The 21,295-nt window shown below is 75.0% G+C and carries 20 protein-coding genes; 16 read left to right on the forward strand and 4 right to left on the reverse strand.

All coding sequences use genetic code 11. The features are described 5' to 3' along the window. Window position 1 precedes the first annotated feature (1 nt). The 8 genes from AB0E19_RS25155 (at window position 2) to AB0E19_RS25190 (ending at window position 7,644) form a co-directional block, all read left to right on the forward strand. Entirely contained in the window at window positions 2-1,177 is a 1,176-nt protein-coding gene (locus AB0E19_RS25155) for an FAD-binding oxidoreductase (RefSeq protein WP_362184355.1), read from the forward strand. Continuing rightward, window positions 1,174-1,491, forward strand: a complete 318-nt coding sequence (locus tag AB0E19_RS25160) for a (2Fe-2S)-binding protein (protein WP_362184357.1) — start codon at window positions 1,174-1,176, stop codon at window positions 1,489-1,491. Before AB0E19_RS25155 ends, AB0E19_RS25160 begins: the two co-directional genes overlap by 4 nt. Further along, complete coding sequence (locus AB0E19_RS25165; RefSeq protein ID WP_362184359.1) at window positions 1,472-2,884, forward strand: FAD-dependent oxidoreductase; 1,413 nt, start codon at window positions 1,472-1,474, stop codon at window positions 2,882-2,884. The genes AB0E19_RS25160 and AB0E19_RS25165 overlap by 20 nt, the downstream gene beginning before the upstream one ends. A gap of 82 nt (window positions 2,885-2,966) precedes the next feature. Beyond that, complete coding sequence (locus AB0E19_RS25170) at window positions 2,967-3,866, forward strand: dihydrodipicolinate synthase family protein (protein ID WP_362184361.1); 900 nt, start codon at window positions 2,967-2,969, stop codon at window positions 3,864-3,866. A 23-nt stretch (window positions 3,867-3,889) separates the two neighbouring features. Further along, complete coding sequence (locus tag AB0E19_RS25175) at window positions 3,890-4,894, forward strand: proline racemase family protein (RefSeq protein ID WP_362184363.1); 1,005 nt, start codon at window positions 3,890-3,892, stop codon at window positions 4,892-4,894. Next, window positions 4,882-5,937: a proline racemase family protein gene (locus tag AB0E19_RS25180; protein ID WP_362184544.1), complete on the forward strand. Its 1,056-nt coding sequence runs from the start codon at window positions 4,882-4,884 to the stop codon at window positions 5,935-5,937. The genes AB0E19_RS25175 and AB0E19_RS25180 overlap by 13 nt, the downstream gene beginning before the upstream one ends. Next, window positions 5,934-6,878 (forward strand): NAD(P)-dependent oxidoreductase, encoded by a 945-nt coding sequence (locus AB0E19_RS25185; protein ID WP_362184365.1) that lies wholly within the window; start codon window positions 5,934-5,936, stop codon window positions 6,876-6,878. The genes AB0E19_RS25180 and AB0E19_RS25185 overlap by 4 nt, the downstream gene beginning before the upstream one ends. A gap of 49 nt (window positions 6,879-6,927) precedes the next feature. Then, entirely contained in the window at window positions 6,928-7,644 is a 717-nt protein-coding gene (locus tag AB0E19_RS25190) for a GntR family transcriptional regulator (RefSeq protein ID WP_362184367.1), read from the forward strand. A gap of 79 nt (window positions 7,645-7,723) precedes the next feature. Here the strand turns inward: AB0E19_RS25190 and AB0E19_RS25195 are convergent, their stop codons facing one another. The 4 genes from AB0E19_RS25195 to AB0E19_RS25210 form a co-directional block, all read right to left on the reverse strand. Continuing rightward, the gene (locus AB0E19_RS25195) at window positions 7,724-9,169 is read right to left on the reverse strand and encodes a glyceraldehyde-3-phosphate dehydrogenase (RefSeq protein WP_362184369.1); all 1,446 of its coding nucleotides are present in this window, start codon (window positions 9,167-9,169) and stop codon (window positions 7,724-7,726) included. An 89-nt stretch (window positions 9,170-9,258) separates the two neighbouring features. Next, window positions 9,259-9,798: a hypothetical protein gene (locus AB0E19_RS25200; protein WP_362184371.1), complete on the reverse strand. Its 540-nt coding sequence runs from the start codon at window positions 9,796-9,798 to the stop codon at window positions 9,259-9,261. A 91-nt stretch (window positions 9,799-9,889) separates the two neighbouring features. Next, on the reverse strand, window positions 9,890-10,927 hold the full coding sequence (locus AB0E19_RS25205) for a serine hydrolase domain-containing protein (RefSeq protein WP_362184373.1): 1,038 nt from the start codon (window positions 10,925-10,927) through the stop codon (window positions 9,890-9,892). Window positions 10,928-11,025: 98 nt separating this feature from the next. Beyond that, a complete protein-coding gene (locus tag AB0E19_RS25210) occupies window positions 11,026-12,777 on the reverse strand; it encodes a VanW family protein (RefSeq protein ID WP_362184375.1) in 1,752 nt (583 codons plus the stop codon). Between the two features lie 370 nt (window positions 12,778-13,147). On the opposite strand from AB0E19_RS25210, the gene AB0E19_RS25215 reads away from it, so the two are divergent. The 8 genes from AB0E19_RS25215 (at window position 13,148) to AB0E19_RS25250 (ending at window position 21,292) form a co-directional block, all read left to right on the forward strand. After that, entirely contained in the window at window positions 13,148-13,948 is an 801-nt protein-coding gene (locus AB0E19_RS25215) for an IclR family transcriptional regulator C-terminal domain-containing protein (RefSeq protein WP_362184377.1), read from the forward strand. A 46-nt stretch (window positions 13,949-13,994) separates the two neighbouring features. Beyond that, window positions 13,995-14,324, forward strand: a complete 330-nt coding sequence (locus AB0E19_RS25220) for a putative quinol monooxygenase (RefSeq protein ID WP_362184379.1) — start codon at window positions 13,995-13,997, stop codon at window positions 14,322-14,324. Between the two features lie 94 nt (window positions 14,325-14,418). Beyond that, window positions 14,419-15,453 (forward strand): LacI family DNA-binding transcriptional regulator, encoded by a 1,035-nt coding sequence (locus AB0E19_RS25225; RefSeq protein ID WP_362184381.1) that lies wholly within the window; start codon window positions 14,419-14,421, stop codon window positions 15,451-15,453. A 77-nt stretch (window positions 15,454-15,530) separates the two neighbouring features. After that, the gene (locus tag AB0E19_RS25230) at window positions 15,531-15,818 is read left to right on the forward strand and encodes a hypothetical protein (protein ID WP_362184383.1); all 288 of its coding nucleotides are present in this window, start codon (window positions 15,531-15,533) and stop codon (window positions 15,816-15,818) included. 71 nt (window positions 15,819-15,889) lie between these two features. After that, window positions 15,890-16,960 carry a phosphatase PAP2 family protein gene (locus AB0E19_RS25235; protein ID WP_362184385.1) on the forward strand — a complete coding sequence of 357 codons (1,071 nt, stop codon included), beginning with the start codon at window positions 15,890-15,892 and terminating at the stop codon, window positions 16,958-16,960. A gap of 43 nt (window positions 16,961-17,003) precedes the next feature. After that, window positions 17,004-19,223 (forward strand): NADP-dependent isocitrate dehydrogenase, encoded by a 2,220-nt coding sequence (locus tag AB0E19_RS25240; protein WP_362184387.1) that lies wholly within the window; start codon window positions 17,004-17,006, stop codon window positions 19,221-19,223. A gap of 96 nt (window positions 19,224-19,319) precedes the next feature. After that, window positions 19,320-19,610, forward strand: a complete 291-nt coding sequence (locus tag AB0E19_RS25245) for a hypothetical protein (RefSeq protein ID WP_362184389.1) — start codon at window positions 19,320-19,322, stop codon at window positions 19,608-19,610. Window positions 19,611-19,687: 77 nt separating this feature from the next. After that, window positions 19,688-21,292, forward strand: a complete 1,605-nt coding sequence (locus AB0E19_RS25250; protein WP_362184391.1) for a sigma-70 family RNA polymerase sigma factor — start codon at window positions 19,688-19,690, stop codon at window positions 21,290-21,292. Window positions 21,293-21,295: the final 3 nt, after the last annotated feature.

Raw genomic sequence — 21,295 nt, forward strand, 5'->3', positions numbered from 1 at the left:
CGTGCCCAACAGACACTCCCCGGACGTCGTGATCATCGGCGCCGGCGTCGTCGGAGCCGCCTGCGCGTACTACGCGGCTCGCTCCGGACTCACCGTCGCCGTGGTCGACCGCGGTCCCGTCGCGGGCGGCACCACCGGCGCCGGGGAAGGCAATCTGCTCGTCTCCGACAAGGAGGCGGGCCCCGAGCTCGACCTCGCGCTGCTGTCCACGAGACTCTGGCGCGAACTCTCCGCGGCACTCCCGCCGGAGACCGAGTACGAGCCCAAGGGCGGGCTCGTCGTGGCGCCCGACGAGCCCGCTCTCAAGGCCCTCCGCGCCTTCGCGGAGGGCCAGCGCAAGGCCGGCGTCACCGCCACCGAGATCCCCGCCGACCGGCTCGCCGAACTCGAACCCCACCTCGCCCCCGGCCTCGCCGGCGGCTTCCACTACCCGCAGGACGCCCAGGTCCAGCCCGCGCAGGCCGCCGCCCGGCTGCTCGCCGCCTCCGGCGCCGCGCTCCACCTCGGCGAGGAGGTCACCGCGATCCTCCGCGGCCCGGCCGGCGCCGTCCGGGGCGTGCGCACCACGCGCCGTGAACTCCTCGCCCCCGCCGTCGTCAACGCCGCCGGCACCTGGGGCGGCGAGGCCGCCCGGCTCGCCGGCGTCCACCTCCCCGTCCTGCCCCGCCGGGGCTTCGTCCTCGTCACCGAACCCCTCCCGAGGGTCGTCCGCCACAAGGTCTACGCCGCCGACTACATCGCCGACGTGGCCAGCGGCTCCGCCGCCCTCCAGTCCTCCGCCGTCGTCGAGGGCACCCCCGGCGGCCCCGTCCTCATCGGCGCCACCCGCGAACGCGTCGGCTTCGACCGCTCGCTCTCCACCGAGGCCCTGCGCCGGCTCGCCGCCCAGGCCGCCGCGCTCTTCCCGGTGCTCGCCGGCGTCCAGGTGCTCCGCGCCTACCACGGCTTCCGCCCCTACCTCCCCGACCACCTCCCGGCGATCGGCCCCGACCCGCGCGTCCCCGGCCTCCACCACGCCTGCGGCCACGAAGGGGCCGGCATCGGCCTCGCCCCCGCCACCGGCGCGCTCGTCGCCGCCGCCCTCACCGGCGCCGAACCCCCGCTCGACCCGGCGCCCTTCCGTCCCGAGCGCGACTTCGGCCCCGCCGACGCCCCGACCCAGGAGCAGCAGAGTTGAGCCGCCGTACCCCGCGCGCCCTCGTCGGCGGCGCACCGCAGGAGAACTTCACCTTCCGCTTCGACGGCCGGGACATCCCGGCCGCGGCCGGGCAGACCGTCGCCGCCGCCCTGTGGGGCGCGGGCGTCCTCGCCTGGCGCACCACCCGCGGCGCCGGCGAACCCCGGGGCGCCTTCTGCGGGATCGGCCAGTGCTTCGACTGCCTCGTCACCGTCGACGGCACCCCCAACCGCCGCGCCTGCCTCGTCCCCGCCCGTCCCGGCGGCCTCGTCACCAGCCAGGAGGGAACCGGCCATGACGACCTCGCCGTCTGACACCACCGCGGGCGCCGACCCCACCGCGGGCGCCGACCTCGCCGTCGTCGGCGCCGGTCCCGCCGGACTCGCCGCCGCGGTCACCGCCGCCGCCCTCGGCCGCACCGTCACCCTCCTGGACGCGGGCGCCCGGCCCGGCGGCCAGTACTACCGCCACCCCGACCCGGCCCTCGGGGCCACCCGCCCCCAGGCCCTGCACCACGACTGGGCCGCCTTCGCCGGTCGCGAGGCCGAGCTGCGCGCGTACGAACGGGCGGGCCGCATCCGGTATGTGGCGAACCATCAGGTCTGGAGCGTCACCGGTTCCGGCAGCGACTGGACCCTCCACTCCCGCACCGACGACCGGGCCGGGAAGCCCGTACGCGCCCGCGCCGTGCTGCTCGCCACCGGGGCGTACGAGCGCCAGCTCCCCTTCCCCGGCTGGACCCTGCCCGGCGTCGTCGGCGCCGGGGGAGCGCAGGCCATGCTCAAGAGCGGGCTCGTGCTGCCGGGGCGCCGGGTGGTCGTCGCGGGCAGCGGGCCGCTGCTGCTCGCCGTCGCCGCCTCGCTGGCCGCCGCGGGCGCCCGGGTGCCCGCCGTCGTCGAGGCCGCCGGGTACGGGGCGTACGCCCGCCACACCGGAACCCTGCTGCGCAACCCGGCCAAGCTCGCCGAAGGCGCCCTCTACGGCGGTGCGTTGCTCCGCCACCAGGTCCGCCCGCTGCTCCGGCACGCCGTCGTCGAGGCGCACGGCACCGACCGCGTCGAGGCGGTGACCGTCGCCCGGCTCGACCGCGACTGGCGTCCCGTGCCCGGCACCGGCCGTCGCGTCCCCTGCGACGCGCTCGCCGTCGGCCACGGCCTGGTCCCCGAACTCTCCCTCGCCACCGCCCTCGGTTGCGCGACCCGCACCGCCGCCGACGGCACCGCCGCCCTCGTCCTCACCCCCGCGCTGCGCACTTCGGTGCCCGGCGTGTGGGCGGCGGGCGAGACCGGCGGGATCGGCGGCGCCCGACTCGCCCTCGCGGAGGGCGAGATCGCCGCCCTCTCGATCGCCGGACGGGCCGTCCCCGCGGCCCTCGCCCGGCGCCGCGCCCGACTGCGGGCCTTCGCCGACGCGATGGGCGCCGCGCACCGGCCCGGCGCCGGGTGGACCGGCTGGCTCCGCGAGGAGACCGCCGTCTGCCGCTGCGAGGAGGTGCCGGCCGGGCGGGTCCGCGAGGCGGTGGAGGAGCTGGGTGCCACCGACGCCCGCGCGGTCAAGCTGCTGACCCGCGCCGGGATGGGCTGGTGCCAGGGCCGCATGTGCGGTCCGGCGGTGGCCGCGCTCGCGGGCGGCGAACCCGCTGCCGACCGGCGCCCGCTGGCCTGCCCGGTACGCCTCGGGGAGCTCGCCGAGCTCCCCGCCGACTAGCCGCTTTCCGTGGTGGTCACACTCTTGTGGCCGCCGCACACCCCTTAGTAAAATGTCACACACTACAAAGGAGTACGTCACCATGACCGACACCCGCATCCGCCCCTGGCACGGCATCATGGTCGCCACCACGCTGCCGCTGCGCGAGGACCTCTCCATCGACCTCGACGCCTACGCCGAGCACGTCCAGTGGCTGATCGCCCACGGCTGCGACGGCGTCGTGCCCAACGGCTCCCTCGGCGAGTACCAGACCCTCACCGACGCCGAGCGCGCCGCCGTCGTCCACACCGCCGTCGCCGCCGCGGGCGACGGAGCCCGCGTGATGCCCGGCGTCGCCGCCTACGGCTCCGCCGAGTCCCGCCGCTGGGCCGAGCAGGCCGCCGAGGCCGGGGCGGGATCCGTCCTGCTCCTGCCGCCCAACGCCTACCGCGCCGACGAGGCCTCCGTCCGCGCCCACTACGCCGAGGTCGCCCAGGCCGGGGTGCCGATCGTCGCCTACAACAACCCCATCGACACCAAGGTCGACCTCACCCCCGCCCTCCTCGCCAAGCTCCACGCCGACGGCACCATCGTCGCCGTCAAGGAGTTCAGCGGCGACGTCCGCCGCGCCTACGAGATCGCCGAACTCGCCCCCGGACTCGACCTCCTGGCCGGCGCCGACGACGTCCTCCTGGAGCTGGCCGTCGCCGGCGCCGTCGGCTGGATCGGCGGCTACCCCAACGCCCTGCCCGAGTCCGCCACCGCCCTCTACCGCGCCGCCGTCGCCGGCGACCTCACCACCGCGCTCCCGCTCTACAAGGCGCTGCACAGCCTCTACCGCTGGGACTCCAAGATCGAGTTCGTCCAGGCCATCAAGCTCTCCATGGACATCGCGGGGCGTCCCGGCGGGCCCACCCGCGCCCCGCGCCTGCCGCTCACCGGCGCCGTCGAGACCGCCGTCCGCGCCGCCACCGAGAAGGTCCTCGCCGAAGGCCTCCGCTGACCCGAGGGAGAGACACACAGCCCATGCGCACCCGACACGTCTACCACGCGGTGGACTCCCACACCGAGGGCATGCCCACCCGGGTCGTCACCGGCGGAGTGGGGGTGATCCCCGGCGCCACCATGGCGGAGAAGCGGCTCCACTTCATCGAGCACCGCGACTCCCTGCGCACCCTGCTCATGTACGAACCGCGCGGCCACGCCGCCATGAGCGGCGCCATCCTCCAGCCCCCGACCCGGCCCGACGCCGACTACGGCGTCCTCTTCGTCGAGGTCTCCGGCCTGCTCCCGATGTGCGGCCACGGCACCATCGGCGTCGCCACCGTCCTCGTCGAGACCGGCATGGTCCCGGTCGTCGAACCCGTCACCACCGTCCGCCTCGACACCCCGGCCGGCCTGGTCTCCGTCGACGTCCGCGTCGAGGACGGCGCCGCCCGCTCCGTCACCCTCACCAACGTCCCCGCCTTCAGCGTCGGACTCGACCTCAAGACCGAGGTCCCCGGGTACGGCACCGTCACCTACGACCTCGCCTACGGCGGCAACTTCTACGCCTTCGTGGAACTCGACGCCCTCGGCCTCCCCTTCGACCGCGCCCGCAAGCAGGACCTGCTGACCGCGGGACTGGCGATCATGGACGCGATCAACGCGGGCGAGGACCGGCCCGTCCACCCCGAGGACCCGGCCGTCGCGGGCGTCAAGCACGTCTACCTCGCCGCCCCCGGCTCCGACGCCACCCGCTCCCGGCACGCCATGGCCATCCACCCCGGCTGGTTCGACCGCTCCCCGTGCGGCACCGGCACCAGCGCCCGCATGGCCCAGCTGCACGCCCGCGGACTCCTCCCGCTCGACACGGACTTCGTCAACGAGTCCTTCATCGGCACCGAGTTCACCGGGCGGCTCGTCGCCGAGACCACCGTCGGCGGCCGGCCCGCCGTCGTCCCGACGGTCACCGGACGGGCCTGGATCACCGGCACCGCCCAGTACTTCCTCGACCCCACCGACCCCTTCCCCGCCGGATTCCTGCTGTGACCGCCCTCCCCGCGGACGGGATCCGCGTCATCGACTACCACACCGCCGGCGAACCCTTCCGGATCGTCGCCGAAGGGCTGCCGCCCGCCCCCGGCGACACCGTCGCCGAGCGGTGCGCCACCGCCATCGGCTCCGGCGGCTCCGGCACCGCCCCCCGCCCCGGCCCCCTGGACGCGCTGCGCCGCCTCCTCGTCCAGGAGCCGCGCGGCCACGCCGGCATGTACGGCGGCTTCGTCGTCCCGCCCGACGACGACGGCGCCCACCTCGGCGTCCTCTTCTGGCACAAGGACGGCTTCTCCACCGCCTGCGGCCACGGCACCATGGCACTCGCCGCCTGGGCCGTCGACAGCGGACTCGTCCCGTCCGGCGACGGCGACCGCGACGTCCCGGTCCGCGTCGACGTGCCCTCCGGGCGGGTCACCGCCACCGTCCACCGGGCCGCGGGCCGCACCACCGGCGTCACCTTCCGGAACGTGCCCGCCCGGGTCACCGCCCGCAAGGTCCCCGTCGCCACCGGCCTCGGCATCGTCGAGGCCGACCTCGCCCACGCCGGAGCCTGCTACGCCTCCGTCCGCGCCCGGGACCTCGGCCTCACCGTGGACGGGGCGTCCCTGCCCGCACTCACCCGGGTGGGACGGGAGATCCGCACCGCGCTCGCCGGCCACCCCGCCACCTGGCATCCCGACGGGCCGCTGCTCTCCGGCGTCTACGGCGTCATCCTGTACGAGGACCTGCCCGACACCGCCCAGGGGCCGCGCCAGCGGAACGTCACCGTCTTCGCCGACGGCCAGATCGACCGCTCCCCGTGCGGCTCCGGCACCTCCGCCCGGCTCGCCCTCCTCGCCGACGAGGGCCGCCTGGCGGAGGGCGAGGTCCTCACCCACGAGTCCCTCGCGGGCACGGTCTTCACCGGCCGCGCCGTCCCCGGCGGCGACCCCGCCGGCGGACTCGTCACCGAGGTCACCGGCACCGCCCACCGCACCGGCACGGCGCACTTCACGCTCGACCCGGACGACGCGCTCGGCGCGGGGTTCCTGCTGTGAGCACCCCGCCGGTGCCCTACCTCGACGGCGGCGCCGTCACCCGGGCGCTCGCCCCGGCCGCCGCCGTCGAGGCGCTCGCCCAGGTCCTGCGGGACGGCCTCGACCCCGAGACCTGCCCGCCGCGCTCCGCCGTCCCCGTCCCGGCCGGCGAACTGCTGCTCATGCCGGCCGCCGCCGGGGGCTGGGCCGGAGTGAAGATCGCCGGGGTGGCGCCCGGCAACACCGCCCTCGGGCTGCCCCGGATCACCGGGAGCTACCTCCTCCTCGACGGGGCCACCCTCAGGCCCCGCGCCCTCCTCGACGGCGCCGCGCTCACCGCGCTGCGCACCCCGGCCGTCTCCGCCCTGGCGGTCCGTCACCTCACCTCGGGGGACGGGCCGTTGCGGGTGGTCGTGTTCGGGTCGGGACCGCAGGCGTACGGTCACGTCGACGCGCTCCTCGCGGTGCGGAAGCTCGCCTCCGTCACCGTCGTCGCCCGCGACCCCCGGCGCGCCGAGGGGCTCGCCGCGTACGCCCGGGGGATCGGTGTCCCGGAGGGCCGTACCGGCACCGCCGGCGAGGTGGCCGAGGCCGACCTGGTGGTCTGCTGCACCACCGCGCGCGAACCCCTCTTCGACGGACGGCGGGTGGCGCCGGGCACGGTGGTCGTCGCGGTCGGCTCGCACGAGCCGGACGCCCGGGAGACCGACACCGCGCTCGTGCGCCGCTCCGTGGTCTGGGTCGAGGCCCGCTCGGCGGCCCTCCGCGAGGCCGGCGACCTGCTGATCCCCGAGGCGGAGGGGGCGATCGGACCCGGACACCTCACCGGCACGCTCGCCGATCTCGTCCGGGGACCGGCCCTGCCGGCGCCGGGACCCGCTCCCCGCCTCTTCAAGAGCGTGGGGATGGCCTGGCAGGATCTCGCCGTGGCCGTCGCGGTCCACCGGGCGGCCACCGGCTGAGCAACGTGACATTGTACGCTGGTCGTCTGCGGATTCTCGGAGGAACGGCGTGGGTGACCTGAAGCAGCACAGTCTCATCAAGGCCCAGGAGCGGCTTCGCGACCAGGTGGGCCACGCGCTGCGCGCGGCGCTCACCGCCGGGGAGCTGAAGCCGGGCACCGTCTACTCGGCGCCCGGTCTCGCGGCCGAACTCGGCGTCTCCGCGACCCCGGTCCGCGAGGCCATGCTCGACCTGGCCCGCGAGGGCCTCGTCGAGCCGGTCCGCAACAAGGGCTTCCGGATCACCGAGGTCAGCGAGCGCGAGCTCGACCAGTGCACCGAGCTGCGGATGCTCATCGAGGTGCCCACGGTCGGCCGGGTCACCGAGACCGCGACGGCCGAGGAGCTGGAGGCGCTGCGCCCGCTGGCCGAGGAGATCGTGGCCAACGCCCGCGCGCACAACCTCATCGGTTACCTGGAGGCCGACCGGCAGTTCCACCTCACCCTGCTCGGCCTGTCCGGAAACGACCGGCTGGTGGAGACCGTGGGCGACCTGCGCAAGCGGTCCCGGCTGTACGGCCTGACGGGGCTCGACGAGGCGGGCAAGCTGATCAGCTCCGCCGAGGAGCACGTCGAACTCCTCGATCTCATGATCGCCCGGGACCGCGCGGGCGCCGAGGCGTGCATGATGCGCCACCTCGGCCACGTCCGCTCGCTCTGGGCCGAGGCCCGGGACGAGCCGGTCGAACCGGCGGCCGGCGCGCTGCGCTCCGTGCGCAGGAACTGACGCCCCGGCCACACGCGAACGGCGCGCCGCCCTCCCCTCGGGGAGCGCGGCGCGCCGTTCGCGTGTGGCGCGGGCGGGATCAGGCCGCCGGGGCCGGGAAGGTCGGGTACTCGACGCCCGAGACGTGCTGGACGACGCGGATGACCTGGCAGGAGTAGCCGAACTCGTTGTCGTACCACAGGTACAGGATCGCGTTGTCGCCGTCGACCTTGGTCGCGCCGGCGTCCACGATGGAGGCGTGGCGCGAGCCGACGAAGTCCATCGAGACGGCGTCGGGAGCCGTGGTGAAGTCGATCTGGCGCTTCAGCGGCGAGTGCAGCGAGACGTCGCGGAGGTACTCCAGGACCTCGTCGCGGGTGGTCTCGCGGCCCAGGCGCAGGCTGAGGATGGCGATCGAGACGTCCGGGACGGGGACGCGGATCGAGCTGCCCGTGATCGGGGCCTTCAGCTCCGGCAGCGCCTTGGCGACGGCCGAGGCGGCACCGGTCTCGGTGATCACCATGTTGAGCGGCGCGGAACGGCCGCGGCGGTCGGCCTTGTGGTAGTTGTCCAGCAGGTTCTGGTCGTTCGTGAACGAGTGGACGGTCTCCACGTGACCGCGCAGCACGCCGTACTCGTCGTCCATCGCCTTGAGCGGCGGGACGATGGCGTTGGTGGTGCAGGAGGCGCAGGAGAGGATCTGCTCGTCCGGCTTGATCGTGTCGTGGTTGACACCGTGCACGATGTTCGGCACGTCGCCCTTGCCGGGCGCGGTGAGGACGACCTTGTCGATGCCCGGACGCAGGTGCTTCGACAGACCCTCGCGGTCGCGCCACTTGCCGGTGTTGTCGATCAGGATGGCGTTCTCGATGCCGTACGCCGTGTAGTCGACCTCGGAGGGGTCGTTGGCGTAGATGACCTTGATCGTGTTGCCGTTGGCGACGATGGTGCTGTTCGCCTCGTCGACCGTGATCGTGCCCTGGAACTGGCCGTGGATCGAGTCCCGGCGCAGCAGGGAGGCGCGCTTGACGAGGTCGGACTCGCCGCCGCCGCGCACGACGATGGCGCGCAGCCGCAGGCCGTTGCCCGAACCGGCCTTCTCGATGAGGAGGCGGGCGACGAGGCGGCCGATGCGGCCGAAGCCGTAGAGGACGACGTCCCGGCCGTCACGGCGCTCGATCTTGTTCGCACCCGTGGCGCCGGCGACGGCCTCCGCGGTGAACTCCTCGACCGTCAGGCCGCGCGAGTCGGCCTTGTACTCGGCGGCGAGCATGCCGATGTCGATCTGCGAGGGACCGAGGTCGAGCGTGGTGAGCGTCTGCAGGAAAGGCAGCGTCTCGGTGACCGAGAGCTCCTCGCCGGCGATCTGGCGGGCGAAGCGGTGCGTCTTGAGGATGCTGACGACCGACTTGTTCACCAGGGAGCGGCTGTGAACGAGGACGGTGACGTCCTGCTCACGGTGCAGCTTCCCGATGATCGGGATCATCGACTCCGCGATCTCCTCACGGTTCTTCCAGCTGGTGAACGAGTCATCATTGACAGTCACAAGATTTATCTTTCGAGCTAGACGGCGCTCATATGGTAACCCCCAGGTCCTCGGCCCCGACAGGGGGGCCCGAACGTCTGTCCGCGAGCTCACACTTCCGGCCCCTGGAACCGGTCGGCGACCAGCTGCCGCAGCTCCGCCGCCGACCCGGGGGCCAGCCGGTAGATGCCGTAGAGGCTGTTCGCCCGCAGCAGCCTGCCGTCCTCCACGTACTTCAGCGTCCGTTCGCCCCGCCGGGAGGTGTAGGTCAGCCGGCCGAGCAGGTCGCCGGGGACCACCGTGTCGAAGGAGAGCGGTGAGCCCGGCGGGCCGAGCAGCACCTCCGTCACGAAGCCGGTCTTGAGCCGCCGCCAGTACATGAGCTTCGCGTAGTCGTCGTGGAGCTCGGCGCCCGCCTCCTCGTGGGTGAGGACGCGGGACACCTCCATCGACCCCAGCACATGGAGCCGGGTGCGGTGCGCCCGCACCGGATAGACGGTGTCGCCGGGCCGCACCCCGGCCCGCCGGAAGCTGGGCTGCGAGGCGAAGGGCCCGCCGAAGAGGATCGTCGGCCGCAGGCCCTCCTCCCCGGAGCGCTTCAGCTCCCGGCAGAGTTCGTTGGTCCAGAGCGTCGTATAGGAGTTCGCCACGGCAGCACCGTAGGGGCGGCCACCGACAACGCCTGCCGCCGGCGCCTGCCCGCGGCGCCCGCCCGTGGCGCCCGCCGACGGCGCCCGCCGCTCAGGCGAAGGCGTGCGCCCGGAAGGCCTCGCGGACCCGGGCCAGCGGAGCCGGGTCCCGCGTCACGTACAGCCGGTTGGTGAGGAGCACCGCCCAGCGGGACCGGGCGGGGGAGACCCACATCGCGGTGCCGGTGAAGCCGAAGTGCGCCCACACGTCGTCCGCGGGCCCGGTGCCGGGCGCCGGATGCCACAGGAGGCCGCGCGGCGGGTCGAGGGCGCCCGTGCCGACGCGCAGGGAGGCGGCCGTCCAGGCGGCGGAGAAGGTGCCGGACGGCGGGGACAGCACCCCGCGCAGGAAGCGGCCGGTGTCCCCGGCCGTGGTGAACACCCCGGCGATCCCGCACACCCCGCCCAGGAGCCGGGCGGAGAAGTCGTGGACCGTGCCCCGCAGCCGGCGGCCGGACTCCTCGTCGTACTCGGTGGACGCGCAGCGGGCCGCCTCCGCCGGCGTCAGCGGGCCCCAGCGGGTCTCCCGCATGCCCAGCGGCGTCCAGACCCGCTCGCGCGCCAGCTCGGCCAGCGGGCGGCCGGTCAGGTGCTCGGCCAGCCAGCCGAGGACCAGCGCCGCCCGGTCGGTGTACGCGACGGCCGCGCCGGGCGGGTGCCGCAGCGGCTCCGAGAGCACCCCGTCCCTGATGTCCTGCGGATCGGAGCCGTACAGGAAGCGCAGATTGGCCCGCAGCGGCATCCCGGCGGTGTGGGTGAGCAGGTGGTGCGCGGTGACCCGGCCCACCGGCCGGCCGGCGGCCGCCGGCCAGAACGAGCCGAGCGGCGCCGCCGGGTCCAGCTTCCCCGCGTCGACCAGGGTCCCGGTCACCGCCCAGACCGTGAGGATCTTGGTGAGGCTGGCCACATCGAAGAGGGTGTCCGGGCGGACCGGCTCCCCGGGCAGCTCCGGGTCGAGCACGCCGACCGCGCCGGCCGAGCGGGTGCCGGACGCGTCGCCGACCGCCCACACGGCCCCCGGGCACACGCCGTCCTGGACCGCCCCGGCCAGCAGCCGGGCGTAGGGGGGAACTTCGCTGCGCTCCGCCACGGACGCCTCCGGCAGGGCTCGGAGCGGCCACGGTCCGGCCGCACCCCGGATGCATGCCCGCCCGTGACGGGGAGGACACCGTTCCGGCCTGGACGGCGTCAGTCCGTGGCCGGCTTGCAGACGACCTCGTCGCGCGGGGTGTAGTGCGTCTTGAAGGTCTGCCGCTTGACCTCCTCGCCGCCGTTCCCGAAGACCCGGTCGACGGCGATGTCGAAGCCCTCCAGGGGCTCCTGCGGCACGCACGTCTTGCCGGTGGCCTCGCGCTTCTCCGGCTTCGTGATGTTCGTGCGCGGGCCGGCCACCGCCTCCACGGAGTCGTACTTCTTGGTGCCGTAGAAGGTGATGGTCACCGAGGAGTCCGTGGCGCTCGCGGCGATGTAGATCGGCTTGCCGGAGTCGTTGCGGAACTTCTGGTCCAGGCTGCCCCAGGCGACGGTCGCCTCCCGGCCGGCCGGGTAGCGCTCGATGTAGAAGGAGTGGGCGCCGTACTCGACCGGCTGCACGCCGGCGAAGAAGACCGCGTTGAAGACGGTGGTCGCCACCGCCGACACACCGCCGCCGGGCGCCTCCTGGTAGCGGCCGTCGAGGATCATCGTCCCGTCGACGAAGCCGTTCTCCTCGGTGCGCTCGCCGACCGTCTCGTTGAAACTCCACACCTCGCCCGGCTGCACCAGCGAGCCGTTGATCAGCTCGGCGGCCCGGCCGATGTTGATCGTCCGGTAGGGCGCGGTGGGGAAGTTCACGGTGAAGGTCGACATCTGCTCCTTCACGCCGAGCGAGTCGAGGGTGGCGGAGCTCACCTGCGGCTGGGTGACCTTGGTGGCCACGGCGGCGGTACGGGCCGCGTCGCCGGTACGGGTGAGCAGCGGGTCCACGGCGGCGGCCAGCGACTTCTCGGTCACCTCACGGCCCGGCTTGCCCTCCTTCACCACGACGACCTTGCCGTCCCGCACGCCGAGGGTGCCCTCCACCGGCGCGCCCGTCATGGCGGCGAGAGGCCGGGCCACGTCCGGGTCGCGCAGCAGTGCGGCGGAGTCGAGGGAGCCGGTCAGCCGGCCGCCCTCGTCCTTCACGGTCAGGTGGTCGCCGAGGGTCTCGGGGGAGATCCGCAGCCGCTCCTCGCCCACGGTGAGCGTCACCGGCCCCGAGACGGCCGGCCGGGCGTACGCGTCGAGGAAGCGGGTCAGCTCGGCGGCGGGCAGCTTCGGCTCGGTCAGCGACACCGGCAGGGCGACGGCGGCGGCGCCGGGGGCGGCCGGATAGGCGGCCCGCAGGGCCTCGGCGGCCTTCGCGGTGTCCAGCTTCTGCCCGGTGACGGGCCGGGCGGCGACGGCCTCGCCGTCCCGGAAGGAGACCGCGCCCTCCTTGACGGCCCGGTCGTTCCGCTTCGCCAGCGCGGCGACGGCGGCGTCGGTCTTCGCCGTGTCCTGGGCGAGGACCGGTTCGATCTCGCGGTCGCCGGAGGAGAAGAGGCGGCCGATGACGGTGAAGGGGTCCTTGGACGGGTCGGCGGCCCGCTCGGCCGTCGCGTCCGCGTCGACCGTGAGCCCGGCGACGGCCGGGGAGACGCTCTCCGTGCGCTCGCCGACCTGCACCGCGATCGGCGCCGTCCACGCCGCCGGCGCCTGCGCCCGCAGCCGCTCGGCGGCCTCGGCCTTGCTCAGGCCGCCTATGTCGATGCCCCCGGCCCGGGTGCCGGCGGATATGTCGTCGCCGGTGGCCACAAGGCCGGCCACGTAGAGACCGCCCGCCGCGACGGCGACGACGCCCGTGGCGATCGCGGCCGTCCGCCACCGTGGGCGGTTCGCGGCGGCGGGCGTCGGGGCATGGTCGGTCCTGGGGCGGGGCACACGCTCTCCCGGTGCGTCGGGGACAAGGGGATCCTCACGACGGTACGTCGAAAGAGTGTCAAATGCACATAAAGCCCTGCTGACCTGCACCGATACCCCCTGCGACACCCCCACCACAGAGGGTGCGCCGCCCGCCCGCCCGCCCGCCCGCCCGCCCGAACGAGCCGAACCGGCCCCCGCCCGGTGCGCGGAGCCCGGAGCCCGGTGCGCGAGTCGCCTCCGTCCCCGGGCCCGGGCCCGCCGGAGTCCGTCGCACGGGCCGCCCCGGGGGCGGGCGGGGGCCTGGCGCCCCGGGCCTGTCGGGAGCCCGCCCCGTGCCGGCCGCCGCCGGGGCCCGCACCGGACCCGTCCCGCTGGCTACCCTGGTCCGATGCCCGCCGACGCCCCGCTTCCGCACCCGCACCTCCCCGCCGAGCCGCCGCGGGGCTCCGTCGGACCGCGGTCGGTGGAGCGGGCGCTGGAGCTGTTGGACCTGGTGGCCGACGCCGGACGGGCCGTGGGGGCCAAGGCGCTCGCGCGGAGCCTCGGCTGCTCGCTCTCGACCGTCTACCACCTGGCCGGGCCGCTGCTGGCGCGCGGCCACCTCGTCCGTACCGCCGAGGGGTACGCGCCCGGGCCCCGCGTCCCGGCCCTGCACCGCGCGCACCTCCGTCACCACGGCCTCGGCGCGTCCACGGGCGAACTGCTCGGGCGGCTGCGCCGGGCGACCGGCGCGGAGGCGTACCACACCGCCTACCGCGACGGCCTGATCACCGTCGTCGACACCACCGCCCCGGTCACCGACACCGCCCACCCCTTCACCCCCGGCCCGGAGGCCCGCGCGCACGCCACCGCGCACGGCAAGGCGCTCCTCGCCGCCCTGCCGCGCGCCCGCCGCCGCCGCTACCTCGCCGAGCACGGCATGGCCCGCTTCACCGAGCGGACCATCACCGGCGCCGAACGCTTCGAGGCCGAGATGGCCGCCGTCCGCGGCCAGGGCTACGCCGTCTCCGTCGGCGAGGCGGACCTCGCGTACACCTGCCTCGCGGTGGCCGTGCCCGACCGCGGCGACGGCATCGTGCACGCCCTCTCCGTCTCCCTGCCCACCGCCGACTTCGCCCGCCGCCAGGGCGCCGTCCGCGCCGCGCTGGCCCGCGCGGTGCCGGACTTTCCGGCCCTGCCGGAATCCTGACCGGCCGGCCTGGCCCGCACCGGGCCGCCCGGAGCAGCCTGACGGCATGATCTTCATCGCCGTGCGCTTCACCGTCCGTCCCGACCTCGCCGACCGCTGGCTCGACCTGGTCGCCGACTTCACCGCCGCCACCCGCGCCGAACCGGGCAACCTCTTCTTCGACTGGTCCCGCGGCGTCGACGACCCGAACGTCTTCACCCTCCTGGAGGGGTTCGCCGACGACGAGGCCGGCGCCGTCCACGTCGCCTCCGACCACTTCGCCGCCGGTCTCGCCGCCATGGCGGGGGCCGTCGCCGCCACCCCCGAGATCATCAACGTGAAGACGGAACAGCGGGGCTGGGGCCCGATGGCGGAGCTCGCGCCCGCCGACGTCTGATCCCGCCGGGGCCCGCCCGCCCGCCTGATAGGTTCGCCGCACAGTACGGGCGGTCGAGCGGGCGGCGGGCCCGGGCCGAGGGGAGAAGCGGCACATGGCGGTGAGCGGGCGACAGACCGGCAGGCCCACCCTGGAGGAGGTCGCGGCCCGGGCCGGAGTCGGCCGCGGCACCGTCTCCCGGGTCATCAACGGCTCCCCGAAGGTGAGCGAACAGGCCAAGGCGGCCGTCGAGCAGGCCGTCGCCGAACTCGGCTACGTGCCCAACCGCGCCGCCCGCGCCCTCGCCGGCAGCCGCACCGACGCCGTCGCCCTCGTCGTCCCCGAGACCGAGGCCCGGCTCTTCGCCGAACCGTACTTCCTCGACATCATCCGCGGAGTCAGCGGCGAACTCGCCGCCGCCGACAAGCAGTTGCTGCTCACCCTGATCCGCAGCGACCAGGAGCGCCAGCGCTTCGAGCAGTACCTCGCCGCCCAGCGCGTCGACGGCGTCCTGCTCGTCTCGGTGCACGCCGACGACCCGCTCCCCGACCAGGTCCGCGGCCTCGGCATGCCCGCCGTCCTCAACGGCCGCCGCCGCGAGGACGAGCCCGTCGCCTTCGTCGACTCCGACAACACCGGCGCCGGCCGCACCGCCGTCGCCCACCTGGCCGCCGGCGGCCGCCGCCGCATCGCGACCGTCACCGGCCCCCTCGACATGTACGGCGCCCGCTGCCGCCTCGACGGCTACCGCGAGGGCCTCGCCGAGGCCGGGCTCCCCGCCGACGACGCCCTCGTCGCCACCGGTGACTTCACCGAGGAGGGCGGCCGCCGCGCCATGCGCGAACTCCTCGACCGCGCCCCGGACCTCGACGCCGTCTTCGCCGCCTCCGACGTGATGGCGGCCGGCGCCCGGGCCGTGCTGCGCGAGGCCGGCCGCCGCGTCCCGGAGGACGTCGCGCTCGTCGGCGTCGACGACTCCGCCGTCGCCCGCCTCATGGACCCGCCGCTCACCAGCGTCCGCCAGCCCATCGAGGAGATGGGCCGCACCATGGCCCGCATGCTCCTCGCCGAGATCGCCGCCCCGAGCGAACCCGACGACCAGCCCCGCCGGATGCTCCCCACCGAACTCGTCGTCCGCGCGTCCTCCTGAGCCCCGAGGGGCCCACCGCCGTCCATGGCATGATCGCGTCAGCTCCGGCGCTGGGCCGGAGACGACCTGGGGCTGTCATGGACTGGTACCTGATACCCGGAGCGTCCGCGCTCCTCCTCGCCGTGAGCGGTGTCGCCGCCCTCCGCACCGGCTTCGTCCTGCCGTGGCTGCGCCGCAGGGTCAGGCGGGTCGCCCTCCACGGCTGGGGCCAGCTGGTCATGGGTGGATCCTTCGCCCTCCAGAGCGTCAGCGGATTCGTCGGCGAGTCCGCCGTCGGCACCGCCGAGGGCCTCGTTGCCGCAGTCTCCATGGTCGCCGCCCTGATCCTGCTCCTCGTCGCCCAACTCGGCTCCGGCCGCGACTGAATCCACGCCCCGGCGTGTCGTTCGGGTGATCCCAGCAGGCGGCCCGGGCGCGCGTGGGTTCGAATCGGGGCATGGCTTCCTACGACAGGCGCATAGGCGGCTCCCCGAGGCCGCCGAAGGCCGGTGACACCTGGTGGTACGCCGCCGTGGCCGGCGAGGCCGCGGACTCCTTCAGCACCCGCGTCCGCACCCGGACCCGGCGTGCCTGCCTCGGGGCCGTCCTGCTCCTCACGCTCGTCTACGCCGGGCTCGTGCTCACCGCCACCGGCCGCCGCTGGGGCGACGCCGCCGTCACCGGCCGGCGCGCCGACACCCGCGTCGCCGCCTTCGTCCGCGACCACCCCTCGCTCGCCGGGGCCGCCACCCTCTCCCTCGTCCTCGCCTGCGTCCTCCTCGTCGGCCTCGGCGCGCTGCGCAAGCGGTACGCCCTCACCGGCGCCGCCGCCGGGGCCGTCGCCGTCTCCCTCGCCGTCACCGGACTCCTCCAGCGGTACGCCCCCCGCCCGCGGCTCCCCGACGGCGCCGGGGCGCTCGTGCCCAGCGGCTTCCCCAGCGCCACCGCCACCCTCGCCTTCGCGGTCGCCCTCGCCCTCCCCCTGGTCGTGCCCCGGCGCGCCCGGGGCCTCGTCACCGGCGCCGCGACCCTGTGGGCCGTCCTCCTCGGCGCGTACTCGATCGCCGCCGGCGACCACCGGCCGGGCGACGTGATGGCCGCCGCCCTGCTCGCCCTCGCCGTCCAGTGCGGGCTGATCGCCCTGCTCGCCCGGCGCGGCAAGGTCCGCCCCGGCCCCCGGCGCGGCATCGCCCTGCGCGGCCTCCCCGCGACCGTGCCGCTCGCGCTCGTCGCCGCCGGTGGCCTCGTGGCCGGATTCCTGCTCCTCGGCGACACCCTCGGACTGCCCGCCGCCGCCCCGTACGACCCCGACGAGCTCGCCCTCGCCCACCGCTGCGGCCAGGCCCTCGCCGCCGGGGTCGGAGCCGCCGCCGGACTGACCCTGCTCGCCCTCGTCCGCCACGTCGACCTGGACGGCGGGCCCGCCTCGTACCGGCTCGGAGGCCCCTTCGTGGAGGACTCCGGAGCCCCCGACCAAGGTGAGCTCGTGGGGCCCTTTACGGAGAACCACGATCACGAGATATCTTGATGTCGAGCAATCTCGCATACGCAGACGTGGAGCGGAGCACCTGGTGACTGACTCGACCATCATCTACACCCACACCGACGAGGCGCCGGCACTGGCGACGTACTCGTTCCTGCCCGTGATCCAGGCGTACGCCTCCACGGCAGGTGTCACGGTCGAGACGCGTGACATCTCGCTCGCGGGCCGCATCATCGCGAGCTTCCCCGAGTTCCTCCAGGAGGAGCAGCGCATCGGCGACGCCCTCGCCGAGCTCGGCGAGCTGGCCAAGACGCCCGCGGCCAACATCATCAAGCTGCCGAACGTCTCGGCCTCGATCCCGCAGCTGAAGGCCGCGGTCGCCGAGCTCCAGGCCCAGGGCTACGCCCTCCCGGACTACCCGGACGACCCGAAGACGGAGCAGGACCAGGACGTCCGCGCCCGCTACGACAAGATCAAGGGTTCGGCCGTCAACCCGGTCCTGCGCGAGGGCAACTCCGACCGCCGCGCCCCCGGCTCGGTCAAGAACTACGCGAAGAACCACCCGCACCGCATGGGTGCCTGGACCCCCGAGTCCAAGACCAACGTCGCCACCATGAGCGAGAACGACTTCGCCTCCTCGGAGAAGTCGGTCGTCATCGCCGCGGACGACACCCTGCGCTTCGAGTTCACCGCCGCCGACGGCACCACCACCGAGCTGCGCGCGCCGCTCAAGGTGATCGCCGGCGAGGTCGTCGACGCCGCCGTCATGCGCGCCGCCGCCCTGCGCACCTTCCTCAGCGAGCAGGTCGCCCGCGCCAAGGCCGAGGGCGTGCTCTTCTCCGTGCACCTCAAGGCCACGATGATGAAGGTCTCCGACCCGATCATCTTCGGCCACGTCGTGCGCGCCTTCTTCCCGAAGACCTTCGCCCAGTACGGCGAGGCGCTCGCCGCCGCCGGCCTCTCCGCCAACGACGGTCTCGGCACCGTCCTCGGCGGCCTCGACGCCCTCCCGAACGGCGCCGAGATCAAGGCCTCCTTCGACGCCGAGCTCGCCGAGGGCCCGGCCCTCGCCATGGTCGACTCCGACAAGGGCATCACCAACCTGCACGTGCCGTCCGACGTCATCGTCGACGCCTCGATGCCGGCCATGATCCGCACCTCCGGCCACATGTGGGGCGCGGACGGCCAGGAGGCCGACACCCTCGCCGTCCTCCCGGACCACAGCTACTCCGGCGTCTACCAGGCCGTCATCGAGGACTGCCGTGCCCACGGCGCCTTCGACCCGGCCACCATGGGCTCCGTCCCGAACGTCGGCCTCATGGCGCAGAAGGCCGAGGAGTACGGCTCCCACGACAAGACCTTCGAGCTGGCCGAGGCGGGCACCGTCCGCATCGTCGACTCCGCGGGCACCGTCCTCCTGGAGCAGGAGGTCGCCGAGGGCGACATCTTCCGCGCCTGCCAGACCAAGGACCTCCCGATCCAGGACTGGGTCAAGCTCGCCGTCACCCGCGCCCGCGCCACCGGCGCCCCGGCCGTCTTCTGGCTCGACGAGAACCGCGGCCACGACGCGCAGATCATCGCCAAGGTGAAGCAGTACCTGCCGGAGCACGACACCGAGGGCCTGGAGATCAAGATCCTGTCCCCGGTCGAGGCGACGAAGTTCTCCCTGGAGCGCATCCGCCGCGGAGAGGACACCATCTCCGTCACCGGCAACGTGCTGCGCGACTACCTGACCGACCTCTTCCCCATCCTGGAGCTGGGCACCAGCGCCAAGATGCTGTCGGTCGTCCCGCTGATGGCGGGCGGCGGCCTCTTCGAGACCGGCGCCGGCGGCTCCGCCCCGAAGCACGTCCAGCAGCTCGTCAAGGAGAACTACCTCCGCTGGGACTCCCTCGGCGAGTTCTTCGCGCTGGCCGCCTCCTTCGAGCACCTGGCCACCACCACCGGCAACGCCCGCGCCCAGGTCCTCGCGGACACCCTGGACCGCGCCACCGGCACCTTCCTCAACGAGGACAAGTCGCCGACCCGTCGCGTCGGCGGCATCGACAACCGCGGCAGCCACTTCTACCTGGCCCTGTACTGGGCCCAGGAGCTGGCCAAGCAGACCGAGGACGCCGAGCTCGCCAAGGCCTTCGCCCCGCTCGCCGAGACGCTCACGGCCGACGAGCAGAAGATCGTCGACGAGCTGAACGCCGTCCAGGGCTCCCCGGCCGAGATCGGCGGCTACTACCAGCCCGCCCCGGCCAAGGCCGCGGCCGTGATGCGCCCGTCCGCCACGTTCAACGCGGCCGTCGCGTCCCTCGCCTGATCCCGCACCCGGCGCACGCCGCCCCGGCCGGAGCGATTCCGGCCGGGGCGGTCGCGTCGGTGGCGCGTACGCCATCCGGGTGTGACCCTGGAGGGCATGAGCTGGGCATCTTGGACGACCGCCGGTGTCTACACCGGGCGTGGTGGGGTGCTGACCGTCGAAGGCGGAATCGTCACGGGCGACCTGACCGTGCACACGACCTTCGCCGACGGTGAGGCACGCGTGGCCGTGCAGTACAGCGGCGCCTCCGACTGGTTCACCATGTCGGGAAGTCCTGTCCCCTGTTCCTCGGAGGAGGAGAGCCGCGAGCTCCACGACGCGGTCGTGGAGGCGGTGAGGGCGGGCGCCGGGGCCACCGTCCCGCGCCTGCCGCATCCGACCGGCTAGAAAAAGTGTTATCCCCACCCGGCACCGTGCGTCTCCAGCAGGACGGGGACAGGACCGGGCACGAGGGAGCACCATCCATGCACAGCGACGAGCAGCGCACCACCGCCCTGGTGGAGGCGGCGCGCGCGGGCGATCCGCACGCCAGGGAGGAACTGGTACGCGCCTTCCTGCCGCTCGTCCACAACATCGTGGGGCGCGCCCTCGACGGCCACGCCGACACCGACGACATCGTGCAGGAGACCCTGGTCAGGGCCCTCGACGGGCTTCCCGGGCTGCGCGACCCCGAGCGCTTCCGGTCCTGGCTCGTCGCCATCGCCATGAACGGGGTGCGCCGCCGCTGGCGGGAACGCAGCCAGGCGCCCGTGCCCGGCCTCGACCGGGCCGTCGACCTCGCCGACCCGGCGGGCGACTTCACCGACCTCACCATCCTCCGTCTGGGCCTCACCGGACAGCGCCGCGACGTCGCCCGCGCCACCCGCTGGCTCGACGAGGACGACCGCGAACTGCTCTCCCTGTGGTGGCTGGAGGCCGCCGGGGAACTGACCCGCGCGGAACTCGCCGAGGCCCTCGGGCTGCCCCCGGCCCACACCGCCGTCCGCGTCCAGCGGATGAAGGAGCGCCTGGAGACCGGCCGGGCCGTCGTCGGCGCCCTCGACGCCGACCCCCGCTGCCCCGACCTCGCCGCCGCCCTCGCCCCCTGGGACGGCCGCCCCTCCCCGCTGTGGCGCAAACGCATAGCCCGCCACCTGCGCGACTGCCGCACCTGCGCGACCGGCAACGCCCGGCGGGGCCTCGCCCCCGTCGAGGGCCTCCTCGTCGGCATCGGCCTGGTCCCGCCCGTCGCCGGCGCCCTCCTCGACGCCGGTATGACCCCGGCCTTCGCGGCGGAACCGGCCGGAGCGGCGGGAGCGACCGCAGCGGCGGAACCTTCGGCGGGCACCGAACCGGCCGCCCTCGGAGAGTCCACGGGCGCGCCGGACCCGGCGGGCACGGCGGGGTCCGCCGGCGCCCATGCCGCGCCGTACGCGGCGACCGGGCGCCGCGCCGGAGCCGTGGGAGCGGCCGGTGTCGCGGCCGTCGCCGTGCTCGGCGTGTTCGTCCTCACCCTGCCCGAGGCCACCGAGCCCCCGCCCGCACCCCGGCCCGCCGCCGCACCGCCCGCCACCACCCCGGCGGCGACGCCCCCGCCGACCCCCACGCCGAGCACCGCCGCCGTCACCACCCGCCCGGCGCCGCCCACGCCCACGCCCACGACCGCCCCGCCCACCCCGGCCCGCACCACCCCACCGCCCCCGGCCGACCCGGGCGACGAGGTCACCGAGCTGGTCAACCGGCTCCGCGCGGACGCCGGTTGCGCACCGCTGCGCACCGACCCCCGGCTGACCGCCGCCGCCCGCGCCTACGCCCGGGACATGACGGCCCGCGGATACTACGGACACGCCAGCCCCGAGGGCGAGTTCGCGGACACCCGGATGACCGAGGCCGGCTACCGCTGGTCGGCCTGGGCGGAGAACCTCGCCGAGGGACAGAAGGACCCGGCCTCCGTCGTCGCCGGCTGGCGGGACGACGCCGGGCACGCGCGCAACATGCTCGACTGCGCCTACCGCGACACCGGCGTGGCCGCCGCGCCCGGCCCGCGCGGCACGGTCTGGGTGCAGAAACTGGCCGCGCCCGCGAACTGACCC

The sequence above is a fragment of the Streptomyces sp. NPDC047974 genome, from assembly GCF_040653375.1.
GTDB lineage: Bacteria > Actinomycetota > Actinomycetes > Streptomycetales > Streptomycetaceae > Streptomyces.

What these genes read in the sequence shown, in the direction of transcription:
- AB0E19_RS25165 (WP_362184359.1), top strand. Translation starts at nt 1,472, where the DNA reads ATGACGACCTCGCCGTCTGACACCACCGCGGGCGCCGACCCCACCGCG.
- AB0E19_RS25170 (WP_362184361.1), top strand. Translation starts at nt 2,967, where the DNA reads ATGACCGACACCCGCATCCGCCCCTGGCACGGCATCATGGTCGCCACC.
- AB0E19_RS25175 (WP_362184363.1), top strand. Translation starts at nt 3,890, where the DNA reads ATGCGCACCCGACACGTCTACCACGCGGTGGACTCCCACACCGAGGGC.
- AB0E19_RS25215 (WP_362184377.1), top strand. Translation starts at nt 13,148, where the DNA reads ATGCCCGCCGACGCCCCGCTTCCGCACCCGCACCTCCCCGCCGAGCCG.
- AB0E19_RS25220 (WP_362184379.1), top strand. Translation starts at nt 13,995, where the DNA reads ATGATCTTCATCGCCGTGCGCTTCACCGTCCGTCCCGACCTCGCCGAC.
- AB0E19_RS25225 (WP_362184381.1), top strand. Translation starts at nt 14,419, where the DNA reads ATGGCGGTGAGCGGGCGACAGACCGGCAGGCCCACCCTGGAGGAGGTC.
- AB0E19_RS25230 (WP_362184383.1), top strand. Translation starts at nt 15,531, where the DNA reads ATGGACTGGTACCTGATACCCGGAGCGTCCGCGCTCCTCCTCGCCGTG.
- AB0E19_RS25235 (WP_362184385.1), top strand. Translation starts at nt 15,890, where the DNA reads ATGGCTTCCTACGACAGGCGCATAGGCGGCTCCCCGAGGCCGCCGAAG.
- AB0E19_RS25245 (WP_362184389.1), top strand. Translation starts at nt 19,320, where the DNA reads ATGAGCTGGGCATCTTGGACGACCGCCGGTGTCTACACCGGGCGTGGT.
- AB0E19_RS25250 (WP_362184391.1), top strand. Translation starts at nt 19,688, where the DNA reads ATGCACAGCGACGAGCAGCGCACCACCGCCCTGGTGGAGGCGGCGCGC.